General features: G+C 43.3%; 10 protein-coding genes. All 10 read left to right on the forward strand.

Annotated features, from left to right (window positions below; genetic code table 11):
• Positions 1-514: 514 nt before the first annotated feature.
• The 10 genes from VL121_RS05550 (at position 515) to VL121_RS05595 (ending at position 13,707) form a co-directional block, all read left to right on the forward strand.
• Complete coding sequence (locus tag VL121_RS05550) at positions 515-1,996, forward strand: glycoside hydrolase family protein (protein WP_325403011.1); 1,482 nt, start codon at positions 515-517, stop codon at positions 1,994-1,996.
• Between the two features lie 97 nt (positions 1,997-2,093).
• Complete coding sequence (locus VL121_RS05555; RefSeq protein ID WP_325403013.1) at positions 2,094-3,428, forward strand: sialidase family protein; 1,335 nt, start codon at positions 2,094-2,096, stop codon at positions 3,426-3,428.
• Positions 3,429-3,451: 23 nt separating this feature from the next.
• A complete protein-coding gene (locus VL121_RS05560) occupies positions 3,452-4,204 on the forward strand; it encodes a phytanoyl-CoA dioxygenase family protein (RefSeq protein WP_325403015.1) in 753 nt (250 codons plus the stop codon).
• A 531-nt stretch (positions 4,205-4,735) separates the two neighbouring features.
• The gene (locus VL121_RS05565) at positions 4,736-5,665 is read left to right on the forward strand and encodes a hypothetical protein (protein WP_325403017.1); all 930 of its coding nucleotides are present in this window, start codon (positions 4,736-4,738) and stop codon (positions 5,663-5,665) included.
• 188 nt (positions 5,666-5,853) lie between these two features.
• The gene (locus VL121_RS05570; protein ID WP_325403019.1) at positions 5,854-8,190 is read left to right on the forward strand and encodes an aminotransferase class III-fold pyridoxal phosphate-dependent enzyme; all 2,337 of its coding nucleotides are present in this window, start codon (positions 5,854-5,856) and stop codon (positions 8,188-8,190) included.
• A gap of 156 nt (positions 8,191-8,346) precedes the next feature.
• Entirely contained in the window at positions 8,347-9,870 is a 1,524-nt protein-coding gene (locus VL121_RS05575) for a sodium:solute symporter family transporter (protein ID WP_325403021.1), read from the forward strand.
• A 172-nt stretch (positions 9,871-10,042) separates the two neighbouring features.
• Positions 10,043-10,852: an HpcH/HpaI aldolase family protein gene (locus VL121_RS05580; RefSeq protein ID WP_325403023.1), complete on the forward strand. Its 810-nt coding sequence runs from the start codon at positions 10,043-10,045 to the stop codon at positions 10,850-10,852.
• 3 nt (positions 10,853-10,855) lie between these two features.
• Positions 10,856-11,812, forward strand: coding sequence for an aldo/keto reductase (locus VL121_RS05585; protein WP_325403025.1), 957 nt, complete (start codon positions 10,856-10,858; stop codon positions 11,810-11,812).
• Between the two features lie 189 nt (positions 11,813-12,001).
• Positions 12,002-12,922 carry a Gfo/Idh/MocA family protein gene (locus tag VL121_RS05590; protein ID WP_325403027.1) on the forward strand — a complete coding sequence of 307 codons (921 nt, stop codon included), beginning with the start codon at positions 12,002-12,004 and terminating at the stop codon, positions 12,920-12,922.
• Positions 12,923-12,927: 5 nt separating this feature from the next.
• The gene (locus VL121_RS05595) at positions 12,928-13,707 is read left to right on the forward strand and encodes an SDR family NAD(P)-dependent oxidoreductase (protein WP_325403029.1); all 780 of its coding nucleotides are present in this window, start codon (positions 12,928-12,930) and stop codon (positions 13,705-13,707) included.
• The last annotated feature ends 84 nt before the right edge of the window (positions 13,708-13,791 follow it).

Consider the following 13,791-nt stretch of genomic DNA (forward strand, 5'->3'; position numbering starts at 1 on the left):
AACATTTTTTTGAAAAATAGTATTAAGTATGTATATAAAAGTAGCAGAATTTAATATTTATTAAAATTAAATTTGAAAATTAAATTATTATTAACGATTCTGCTTGCGTGATGAGTGAAGAATATTTTAATGATCAATCTGTTTTTTTTTAAAAATTTCTCAAACATGTAAATCCATTTATTACCGGTAGTACATCCGGTAAGGTATTTTCACTGCTGTTGTTTGTATGCCGAATCTTGCCATCGCACATTCAAATATAAAAGCTACTGGGAAAGTAACGGAGGATGCAGGAGAAGGATTATCATGAGCTAATGTTAAAATCAATGGTAGTACTTCTGCTAAAAAAACAAAGGATGACGATAGTTGGGGTGATGACGGAACTACTGATATCGGGTATACCCGGTCGGTACAATTAGATAAAGATCGTTTGTTGATGGCATATTACTTTAATAATTAAAATGGACTGCGTTATATCGCCGGAACTATTCTTGAATTGAAAGCTAAATAATATTTTGTGAGTAGTTATTTCAGAAATGTGGTGTGTTACTTAAGTTTGGTATTGCCCGGTTTATTGGTGTTGGGCAATATCCATTTATCTGCGCAAGATTCCAAGCCATTACAAATTGGAAGTAACAGGGAGCTTTTTGTAGATCAGTATCTGATTGATAAACTGAATAATGTTACGCAGGAGCTTCATGCTCCCAGGAACGAAGCTGCTGTTTTAAAATTTGACAATTCATGGGAAGGGAATTTCAGTGGTTATAGTACAATTATTAAAGATGGTACGCAATACAAACTCTATTACAGGGGAGTAAGGGAGGCGAAAGCTGATGGCAACGAAAATGAAGTGACCTGTTATGCAGAGTCCGCTGATGGTATTAATTGGGTAAAACCCAATCTTGGAATTTATACAATTGATGGTACAAAGAACAATAATGTCGTATTAGCTCAAGCGGCACCGGCTACACATAATTTCACGCCTTTCCTTGATACAAATCCCAAAGCAAAAGCATCCGAACGATATAAGGCATTAGGCGGGGTAGACAAAACCGGCTTGTTCGCTTTTGTATCTCCCGATGGAATTCACTGGAAGAAAGTTCAGGATTCTGCTGTTTATAAAACAGGTGTTTTCGATTCTCAGAATGTAGCTTTTTGGTCTGAAAGCGAGCAACAATATGTTTGCTATTTCAGAACATGGAGCGATGGAGGTTTTACACAATACAAAGGATACAGGTCTGTAAGCAGAACCACTTCCAAAGATTTTATCAACTGGTCGGCACCTGTTAAAATGACTTTTGGTGATACACCGTTGGATCATTTGTACACCAATCAAACCAGCCCTTATTTCCGTGCCCCGCATATTTACCTTGCCATAGGCGCCAGGTTTATGCCTAAAAGACAAGTGCTGACGGACGAGCAGGCGAAAGCGTTGAATGTAAATCCTAATTATTTTAAAGATTGTTCTGATGCTATTTTAATGGCCACCCGCGGCGGAAATAATTATGACAGAACTTTTATGGAATCATTCATTCGGCCGGGTATAGGTTTAGAAAACTGGGTTTCACGGTCTAATTATCCCGTACTGAATGTAGTGCAAACCAGTCCAGCAGAAATATCGGTATATGTAAATGAAAGCTATGCACAGCCAACCGCGCACATTAAAAGGTATTCATTGCGCTTAGACGGTTTTGCATCGTTAAACGCCGGTTTGAAAGGAGGTGAAGTGATAACAAAACCTTTCAAATTTAAAGGAAAGGAACTGGAAATTAATTATTCAACATCCGCTGCAGGGTCCGTTCGCATAGAAATACTGGACGAAAAAAACAAACCTCTCCCGGGTTATACATTGAACGATTCGCAGGAAATTATTGGAAATGAAATTAAAAGAATAGTATCATGGAATGGGAAAGAAGATGTATCTGCGTTGTCCGGGAAAATAATCAGGCTGAAAATATATCTTAAAGATGCCGACCTGTATGCGCTTAAATTCAATTAAAGAATAAATAGAGGAAGTGGTAATTTCAGTAATCCGGGGAGGCTATTTAACAGAAATGGTTTTTGGTCTTATTTATATCAGGTTAAATCATTTAAAAATGATGAACAAATACAAATCATTTGGGTGTATTTCAAATCGTTGCATTGCTTTGCTTCATGTGGGCGGTGAAGACACCACCCGCGGCGGGCCGCCCTGGCTGGTGTCCCCACCAGCCGGCGACAATTTGGAATGCACCCAATCATTTAACCGGGAAAAAGTCAGCTCTTCTTTTATGATCTTAGCACTGGGGATGATCCTGATATTATCAGTGTCTGCATATAGTGGCATATCCCAGGTGTCGTCAAATGTAAAAGGTGTTCGTAAAATAAAAGATATTTTAATTTACAGCGATACCGCATTCTATTCTTCGTTTCCGTCAGTTGTAAAAAAAACTAACGGCGAATTGCTTGTTGCATTCCGGCGTGCACCCGACCGTAAAATATTTGGCGAAAAAGGAACGAATCATACAGACCCGAACAGCTATCTCGTAATACTGCGTTCAAAGAATGGTGAAACATGGACCAAAGGGCCCGAATTGATTTATGCGCATCCCTACGGTGGTTCACAGGATCCCTGTTTACTGCAGTTGCGCGATGGAACCCTGCTTTGTGCAAGCTATGGGTGGGCTTTTGTGCGTCCGGACGGAATACCCAATTTAAAGCAACCTTATTTTGAAACCAGCGGCGCTGTTTTTCTGGGCGGCTACCTGGTACGCTCAACCGATGGCGCTAAAACATGGCAGGATGCTGAGTATCCTATACATATAAAACCAGAAAGAAATTATACACCCTATGGTACACCTGTACCTGCTTATAACAGAGGCGCATTGTATGAAGCCAAAGATGGCCGGGTTTTATGGATTGTAGCGGCTCACGACAGCATAAATAAAACATCCAACCATTTAATTGTTTCAAAAGATAAAGGCCATACATGGGCGTATATCGCTCCTGTAGCAGTTGATGCTAAAATATCTTTTAATGAAGCATCTGTAATTGAAACGCCTGAAGGAGATATTGTTGGATTTTTAAGAACCGCTAATTACGGCGACCAGGCAGTGATTGCCCGCTCAACAGATGGAGGGAAAACCTTTAAATGGCAATCTATGGGTTTCCAGGGTCACCCTATGAATGCACTGCGTTTGCCGGATAACCGGGTACTGATCACTTATGGTTATCGCCATAAGCCCTTTGGAATCCGTGCACGTATTCTTAATGCCGAGTGTACAGATTTTACAACGGCGCCCGAAATAGTGCTTCGCGATGATGGTGGCAATGGCGATATCGGGTATACATGGCCAGTACAATTGGATAAAGATCGTGTACTGGTAGTTTATTATTTCAATAAGGATAATGAAACCCGCCATATTGCAGGTACTATTTTACAGATCAAATAAAACTGCTTTCAAATACAAACATCATGGAACCAGCAAATGCCGCATCACTCAAAAAATCTTTCAATGAGAACGGTTATGTTTTTATCCCTGGTTTTTTACCAGAAGTAGAGATTGATGCGCTCAACAGCAGGATAGAAAATTTTATCAGGGATACAGTGCCAGCTATGGCGCGGAATCATGTTTTTTATGAAGATCAAAACGATTCTTCCACGCTTAAACAAATGCAGGACATGGAAAAATATGATGCATATTTTAAAACACTTGCTGTGGGAAGTAAGTATGAGCAACTGGCAAAAGCGTTGCTTGGAGAAGATGTGATCTGCAAAACAGTTGAATATTTTAATAAACCTCCCCGAATAGGCAAACCTACACCGCCCCACCAGGATGGATATTATTTTATGCTGGACCCGCAACAGGCGGTTACCATGTGGCTGGCGCTGGAAAAGGTGGATGAAGAAAACGGGTGTGTGAAATATATAAAGGGGTCACATAAAAAAGGAATGCGCACACACGGTCGTACCACAACGCTTGGCTTTTCGCAGGGCATTGTTGATTTTGGAACCGAAGAAGATATAAAAAAAGAAATTGCTTTCCCTGCAAATCCGGGCGACCTGCTGGTGCATCATTCCCTTACCATTCACAGGGCAGGCGCCAATACAACTGCCAGCAGAACAAGAAAGGCAATGGGGCTGATTTATTGGGGAGAATCGGCAAAAGAAGATGTGGAAGCAAAGCAAAGATATATGAAGCAATTACAGGAAGAAAGAAGGGGGTGAGGATATGAGGTATCAGGTATGAGGTATAAGGTGTTGAGGGAAGGATGTAAATGAGAAGAACCAAATCACAAGAACCAAATAAAATTCAAACCTGTCCGCCGTGGCGGATATGAAATTCAAGCCGAGTTCCCATACGTGTGAGACCAAATTCGGAGGGAATACAGATCGAATATAAAGAATACCAAAAGACAAATAACAAGAAACAAATAAAGTGCGGATGGGTAATGCCTGCCAAAGACAAACTGTAGAAATGGAATTCGGATCTTGTACTACAGTTCAGCCACATACTATTGCTTGTCATGCTGACGCAGCTTGCCTACCGGCAAGGCAGCACCTATCTTCGCTATGATCAAACGATAAACAATAGATGGTTCGTGCTGCCAATGACAGATAAAATTAAATCCGAAACCGGGAATACGAAATCCGAATAGAATTCCCAACAAACTATAAATAGCAAATTTTAATCGAACATCTTAAACCACATATTCGTTGATCAGGCTATCTTTTCTAATCCTTTTTATATTTTACTTTATGACGGATTGTGATAATGCTTCAAAAAAAACATCAGTCGTAAACCCTGAACTTAAAGAAGAATCTATTGAAGCACTTCGAACGGTTATACGAACACAATCCGAATGGGTAAAAGTGCATGCTGCGGAATTTTTATTATGGAGCGGGTATCCCGAAGGGGTGCGTGAAATTTATATAGAAGAAGAAAAACAATTTGGGGGCAAATCTCCCTATCGTATTGGTATCTGGCGGGTGCTTGCACAGGAAACAGAAAAGCCGGAAGAGAAAAAAAAGTGGACGAACAAAATCATGTATGCATTCCTGGATACGAATGGTGCAGACAGGATTCATGCAGCAGAAACATTGGCGAAGCTTCATATCTCTACACTTAAAGAACATCCCGATGCAACAGCGCAGGCATTGAAAAGTCCGGTTAAAAGCTTATCGTTGTATACCCGGTGGAGTATTGCATTTACTTCAGCCGACTCTTTATTAAGTGTTCGAGATTCATTTTTGAGTATGGCTACCTCAGGTGAAGAAGAAGTCTCCTCAAGACGGCTGGCTGCCTATGTGGTACGTAATTCGGGAGAATTACCGGATGCGCAATGGGAGCCGTTTGCCAAAGCCGCTTTGGCCGAGTCCGGAACTTCCGGATTGAGCAGTAGCCTTTTAACTGCGGCTGTAATAACAGTACCCGGAAATATTACTTCATCAGGTTTGTACCGGCAGGTGTATGAAGCATTCCTGCATTATAAGGATGTGCCGGATAAGGGAACCCGCATGGATATAGCCGCAGGACTGGCCGAGAAAGGCAATGCTGGTGAGCTGCCGGTCTTGGTTGCTTTATTAAAAAATGAAAGCCCTTTAGGCATCGAAGCGGATGACGCAGATGTTCGCGCCTCCGCGGCCTATGCTATTTTAAAAATGGAAAAAAGATTATCGGCGAAATGAAGCTGAAGACACAGTAATAAAAAATAATCAAACCTATGTGTACCTATGTGCCTATGCCTCTATGTGTTAAAACAAACAAATACAGCACACACATAGACACATAGGAGCACAATAGAAGAATGAAAACCCATGTGCATCTATGTACCTATGATCCTATGGGTTTTTATAAAAATGAAAGAACCTCTGCTATGAAGTATATCAAAACATTAAGCGAAAATGATCTTCACCTTTCGGCATCCCTACTGAAAGCGTTCGTACCCGATGAAATCTATGATATGCATACCCACCCCTATCATCCGGCTCATTTTCCCGCAGGAGAATGGCCTTTTTTAGAAGGGGCGGGCATATTGGGTTGTGCGCAGCACCGCAATGCCCTGCAGCGCTACATGCCTGCCAGAAAAATTCATGGACTCTATTTTGGAATGCCCCGAAAAACCGCTGATCGCGATGCGATGAATGCATGGGTGGCAAAGGAAGTCCTGCAAAAAGGCACAGGACTTAGCCGGTCACTGATGGTGGTTTCGCCCGGAGATGACCCGGTTCAGGTTGCAGAGCAATTGCGAAGTGGTTTGTTTTGTGGCCTTAAAGTATATCATTGTTACGCTTCCCGCCAGGATACCATGAGTGCTTCCATAACCGAATACGCCCCGGAATGGATGTGGGAGATATTGCACGAAACGAAAGGAGTGATGTTGCTGCATATCGTTCGGGATGGAGCAATAGATGATAAGAACAACCAGGAAGAAATACGCAGGTTATGCCGTGCCTATCCCCGGGCGCAACTGGTGCTGGCCCATATTGCGCGAAGCTTCAATTACCGCAATGCCCGTAATGGTTTGCGTACGATTGCTGACCTGGATAATGTAGTAGTAGACACATCGGCCATTTGCGAAGCGGAATCTTTTAAAGCAGCCATCAAAGCATTAGGTCCAAAACGTATACTCTGGGGATCTGATTTTGCGGTAAGCGAAATGCGGGGAAGGTGTATTACGACCGGCAACCATTTCTTCTGGCTTCACCAGGAACTTATTCAAAAAAATTACCAGCCACCAACCGCCAATGATATGACGTTGATTGGAATAGAATCTCTCCTGTCGCTTCGCGAAGCCTGTGAAGACGAAGGCTTAACGAAAACGGATGTGGAAGATATTTTTCTGAACAATGCGCTACGCTTGCTCAGGCCTCATCTGCCGCAGCAATCAGCACCGGAAGATATATCCGGGCCGGGTTTATGGAAACAGGCACGTACTGTTATTTCCGGCGGAACAGGTTTGTTATCCAAGCGGGCCGAAATGTTTGATCCGCGGCAATGGCCATCTTATTTTTCCCGTTGTTCGGGTTGCGAAGTGTGGGATATGGCTGGCCGGCGTTATATTGATTTTGCAGGAGGGATTGGGGCTGTACTATTAGGTTATGCCGATGAGGATGTTAATGCCGCTGTACAGCGCCGGTTAGCATCAGGTACTTACTGCTCTCTTGTCAATCCGCAGGAAGTGGAATTAGCAGACAAGCTACTGCAACTGCATCCCTGGGCGGGTAAAGTACGTTATGCGCGTGGCGGCGGGGAAGCAATGGCAATGGCGGTGCGCATAGCCCGGGCCTCAACCGGTAAAAGCGGCATCGCCTTCTGCGGGTACCATGGCTGGCACGACTGGTATCTTGCTGCCAACCTGGGTGCTACCGGTGCATTGGACGGGCATTTGTTACCGGGCTTACAACCAAAAGGCGTACCACGGGAGCTGGCAGGAACCTCAGTACCTTTTCGATATAATGACTGGAATTCTTTTGAAGCGGCGATAGATGCATTGGGTGATAATTTTGCCGCAGTTGTGATGGAACCCATGCGATCGCAGTTTCCCCAGGATGATTTTTTGAAAAGGATCCGGGAAAAGTGTAAACAAAAAAATGCTGTGTTTGTGGTGGATGAAATTACCAGCGGATTGCGATATGGATTTCCGGGTGCACTGTCAAAAACAGGAGTGGAACCCGATATGGTTGTGTATGCAAAAGCCATGAGCAATGGTTTTCCTTTTGCGGCTATTATTGGCCGTAAGGAGGTGATGGATGAGGCCGATACCAGCTTTATTTCATCCAGCTACTGGACAGATGGCGTGGGCACCGCGGCGGCCTTGGCTGTGCTCAAAAAAATGCAGGACTTAAATGTGCAGCAGGTGGTGTGGGAGAAAGGTATAAAACTGCAAGCCGCATTAAAGGAACTTGCGGCCCAGTATCCTGCATGTAAACTTTTGGTGGGGGGCATGACTTCAACACCTACATTGGCGTTTCAGCTTGGAGAAAATGCTTCCGCGGCCAAAGCCCTGTATATTCGAAAAATGCTTGACAAAGGTTTTCTGGTTTCATCCATCTTTTATTTAATGTTTGCGCATGAAGAGCGGCATATCTCGCAGTTGCTTCAGGCATTAGAGATCACATTTAAAGAAATGCAACAAACTATCATTGCCGGGGGGCTTGCCAATGAAGCAGCCGGTGATGGAAGCCAGAATGGTTTCGCCCGCTTAGCCTGAATTTGAAGTTGAAAGTGTTGATGAAACTTAAAAAATAGTATTATATATGTGAATGAAAGTAACAGCGTCTTGATTACACTGCATGTATATTTGGAAAAGCTTTTCTTAAAAAGGCTGGCGGTTATAATTAATAAAATATAAACCAACTTATCTAACATGATGTTTACCCTCATCAGGATCCCCGATGTTGAAATACAACTTGCGCTGCTGGATTGGATTGTTCTTGTTGCTTATGGTTTGGGGATGCTATTTATCGGTTGGTTTTACTCCCGGAAAAATAAAACAAAAGAAGATTATCTGCTCGGAGGACGAAAAATGAACCCTACGGCGGTAGGTATCTCCCTGTTTGCTGCGCTCATTAGCACGTTGAGCTATTTAACCTATCCTGCCGAGATGATCCAGCATGGCCCGATAATTTTTGCGGGGGCGCTGGCTTTTCCTTTAGTATATTATGTGGCGGGGTGGTGGTTGATTCCCCGGATTATGCAAATGAAAGTAACAAGTGCTTATGAAATCCTGGAACAGAAGTTGGGACTGAGTGTACGCATGCTGGCTACTTTTATGTTTCTTTCGCTGCGGCTGTTATGGATGGCCACCATTGTGTATGTAACAGTTGATGTGGCGCTGCTTTCCGTAGTGCAATTTGATCGGGCATACGTGCCCTTTATTGGCGCACTGCTTATGGTTATTACTATCGTTTATACGTCAATGGGAGGATTGAAAGCGGTGGTGGTTACCGATGTGGTACAGTCATTTATTTTTTTGGGCGGGGCCTTGTTGAGCATTGTGGTGGTATGTTATCAACTGGGTTCATTTACCGCCATATTTCCAGCTAATTGGCCCACACACTGGGATAGCCTTCGTTTAGGTTTTGATCCGCAGGAGCGTACTACATTAGGCAACGCCATGCTGGTTCTTTTTGTTTGGTATATCTGCACCACAGGTTCCGATCAAATGGCGATACAACGTTATTTATCTACTAAAGATGTTAAAACCGCCCGCAAATCTTTTAGGGTGTCATTATCTACCGACATCATTGCTTATATCCTTCTGGCTTTGGTAGGACTGGCCATGTTAGCTTTTTTTACTAAAAATGAAGGTTTCCTTATTGCTGAAAAAACGCTTAATGAGCAGGCAGATACACTTTTCCCCCGGTTTATCATGATAGGGCTGCCACCCGGCGTATCAGGACTGGTAATAGCGGGCTTACTGGCGGCAGCCATGTCGAGCATGTCTTCCGGTCTGAATAGTGTTTCCTCGGTTATAGCGGAAGATATCGTTAAAAGATTCCGGAAAAAAACGGCTCCTGCTTCGGATCCGCTGAAGCAGGTAAAAAAACTTTCTTACCTCACGGGGCTTATTGTAATGGCCCTTAGTTTTTTCGTAGGCGAAGTGCCTGGTAATTTATTAGACGTGATTATGAAGGTGGTTAATCTTTTCGTTGCTCCTTTGTTTGTGCTTTTTTTCATGGCGCTTTTTGTACCTTTTGCAACCGGAAGAGCAACTTTTTGGGCGGGTATTATAGGGGTAGCCGTAGCTATTGCTGTTGCGTTCTGGGGCGTTTTTGGAATAACGGTATTATGGATCATGCCCGTATCGCTGGTAACCGGTATTGTTGCGGGTATTGTATTAAGTTATGCAGACCGGTTATTGCTTAAACCTGAACCGGAGCGTTCCTGAAAACAATTGTCAGATATTTGTTTTAGAGGAATATCTGGTGTAGAAATTGAAAATCACTATTGCCTATGAAAAAAGTTTGGAAATAGATGAAGGCCACTCCGTGAGAATACTATAGCCCCTCTCCGGGCGGAGAGGGGTTGGGGTGAGGCAGTGGCATAAAACATTATTCATTATGATGCAAATGAGAAAAAGCAGGGTACTAAAAAAACTTCGTGCAGGCGAAACAGTCAGTTGTATTAAAATCAATCTCACTGACCCTAAGGTTTGTGAAATAGCAGCCCTGGCGGGATTTGATTGCGTGTGGGTAGACCAGGAGCATATTGGCCAGGACTGGTCGGTACTTGCGGCTTCCGTTTGGGCTACCAAAGCGCATGATACGGATATACTTGTTCGTGTGCCACGTGGTGCGTATAACAACTATATAAAACCCTTAGAGTTAGATGCTACAGGCATTATGGTGCCGCATATTATGAGCCTGGCGGATGCTAAGGAAATTGTTCATCATACGCGTTTTCATCCCGTTGGCAGAAGAGCGATTGATGGTGGCAATGCCGATGGTGGTTATACAGGTGTTGATTTTAATGTGTATTTAAAAGAAGCCAACCAGCAAAGGTTTACCATTCTGCAAATAGAAGATCCGGAACCATTGGAAGAACTCGAAGCTATTGCCGCGTTGCCGGGGTATGATATGTTGTTTTTTGGTCCGGGCGATTTCAGCCAGGGCATCGGATCACCCGGTGTATGGGATCACCCCAGGTTAATAGAAACGAGAACACGGATTGCAAGCCTTGCAAAAAAACATGGAAAATTTGCAGGCACCGTAGGCGGCCCGGGTAATGTAAAAGAACTGAATGAAACTGGCTACCAGTTCGTAAGTATCGGAGCCGATGTGGTAGGGTTAAAAAATTATTACAACTCATTGATCCAGTCTTTTAACGGGTCAAATCAAACAAACAATAGTTCCTATTTAGAAAAACAATAGACGATGCAGCGTAGATTTTTAGGAAATACCGGCATAGCAGTTTCGGAGATAGCCTTTGGTGGGGTAGAAATTGGATTGCCCTATGGCATTGGAGTAAAGTGGGAAGAAGATATGCTGCCGGAAAAAGATGCAATGCAGCTATTACTAACGGCGTTGGATAGTGGCTTTAATTTTTTTGATACGGCAAGATTGTATGGTGTAAGTGAAAATATTATGGGAAAGGCATTTGCAGGGCGAAGAGATGAAATTGTACTATGTACCAAATGCCGGCATTTCAGGGATGACAAAGGAAATCTGCCGGACGATGAGACGTTAAGAAAAATCATTCATCAATCGCTTGAGGAAAGTTTAAAGGCGCTGCAAACGGATTATATTGATCTGTACATGTTGCACCAGGGTGATATGGAGATACTGGAGCGGGATGTGATTGCTGAGGAAATGCAAAAGCTGAAAGCAAAAGGTATAGTACGGTGTATTGGCGCATCCACATATGCAGCCGAAGAGTCAAAAAGAGTAATAGCGCATGGTGTATGGAATGTAGTGCAGTTGCCTTTTAACCTCATGGATCAACGGCAGCAATCCTTGTTTGACCTTGCAGAAGAGAAGGGGGTAGGCATAGTAGTAAGGTCGGTTTTATTAAAGGGTTTGTTGAGCAACAGGGGCACGGGTTTGCATCCCATGCTGGCGCCGGTGGAAAAACATATCCAACAATACCAGGGACTGTTAAATGGCAATTTTACGAACCTGCCTGAGCTGGCGGTAAAATTTGCGCTGTCTTTTCCACAGGTGTCATCGGTATTGGTTGGTATGGATAAGCTTGACTATTTAAAACAATCGCTTGCAGCGGCCAATGGCCGTTATCTTAAAAATGACCAACTGGCTGTTGCACAATCACTGGCTTATCCCGATCCGGCTTTTCTTAACCTGCCCTATTGGGATAAAATGGGGTGGTTGAGATAAGGAGATTTAAAATTTTAAATTTTAGATTTGAAATGATGGCGAGGGGTATTCTATAGCAAGTTTAGAATATGGCTAATGTTTTTCTAAATGGAAAAAAATCAGAAATCAGAAATAAAAAATCAGAAATAATAAACCACCCTGTGCATCTCCGTGTCCTCGTGCCTTGGTGGCTCAAATCTCGAATCTCAAATGATCAAAATCGGAATAATAGGAATGAGTGCCGGTAATGCGCACCCTTATTCCTGGGCTTCTATAATAAATGGAAAATATGATGGCGAAGAAATAAGCAGTCTGGGGTACCCCGCGGTTGCAGCCTATCTTAATGCCAACGAGGATACCCTGGGTATGCCGGATGCGCGGGTAACGCATGTGTGGACGCAGGATGACGGCATCTCTAAAAGCATTGCAGCTTCCTCTGGTGTTGATCATATAGCAGGAAGCGCAGCTGATATGACAGGACAGGTGGATGCGGTTATACTTGCCCGTGATGATGCGGAATTTCATCGGGAAATGGCAGAGCCTTTTATCGAAGCAGGTATCCCGATATTTATTGATAAGCCCTTAGCCATTACACAGGCAGACTTACACTGGTTTGAAGAACAGCATGAGGCAGGAAAATTTATCATGTCATGTTCTTCTATGCGGTATGCCAATGAGTGCCGGGCAGTGAAACAGGAATTATCGTCTATTGGTAAACTGGAACTAGTAACCGCTGTGGGCAAAAAGGATTGGTTAAAATATGGCGTTCATATGATTGAAGCTATGTTTGCTACGCTGGATGATCCCAAAGCAGCAACTGTTCAGCATGTAGGTGAAAAAGGTAAAGATGTTGTACATATTGTTTTTGAAAACGGATTGCCGGCAACCATCCACTTGTTTATGGACATCTCCGGCACATTCCAGCTAACATTTTTTGGACAACAGGCCTGGCGGATGGCAGATATCAAAAACTCCTATTCCATGTTCAGAGATAATATTATAGAATTCGTACGAAGCGTACAGGAAGGGAAACCAAGACTGGATTTCTATAGAACAAAAAATATCATTCAAACTGTAATCGCTGCAGAAGAAAGCAGGCTGGCAGGCGGGAAAATTATTCATCTAAAATAATGCGCATGAACGTAACGGAGTTGTTCAGTTTAAAGAACAAAGTGGCGTTGGTCACTGGAGGTGCAGGTAACTATGGCCGTTCCATAACAGAAGGATTGGGCGAAGCCGGCGCTACTGTTGTTATAGCCTCACGCAACCTGGATGCTATTGAAAAAACGGCCGCAGATTTCCGGACGAAAGGATTGGATGTACACGGTATGCAGGTAAACCAGGCAGATACAGCTTCTGTATTGTCCTTAAAAGAAGATATTCAAAAACAATTTGGTAAGCTTGATGTATTTGTCAATAACGCGGTAAGTCGCCCGATGAAGGGATATGCTGCTCCTATTGAACAGTTTGATGAATCAATGAAAGTGAATGCCACAGGAATGATGTTCATTTTGAGAGAGATGACGGATATGATCATCCGGTCAGGCGGTGGGAGTGTGATTAATATAAGTTCGATGATGGGTATGTATGCACCCATTTATGCTAATTATGAAGGCATACCAGGCATGGGAGATATCGCGCCGGACTATTGCTTTCATAATGCAGGATTGATAATGCTTACGCGATTTATGGCGAAAGCACATGCAGGCAAAAACATTCGCTTTAATTGCATCAGCCCCGGTGGATTGTTCAACAATCAACCCGAAAAATTTGTTGAGAATTATTGCAAAAAAGTGCCAATGGGCAGGATGGCCAATAATGATGATATAAAAGGATTGATCGTATTACTGTCTTCCGGGGCCGGGGCATATATCAATGGTGACAACATTTTAATTGACGGCGGATTGAATGCATAAGTGAGTGGTGAGTGGCAAGTAGTAAGTGGTGAGTAAGAGAGGTGAGTGGTGAGAGGTGAAAAAGTGAATGGTGAATAGTGAATA

The sequence above is a fragment of the Agriterribacter sp. genome (genome assembly GCF_035497235.1).
In the GTDB taxonomy this organism is placed as follows: domain Bacteria; phylum Bacteroidota; class Bacteroidia; order Chitinophagales; family Chitinophagaceae; genus Agriterribacter.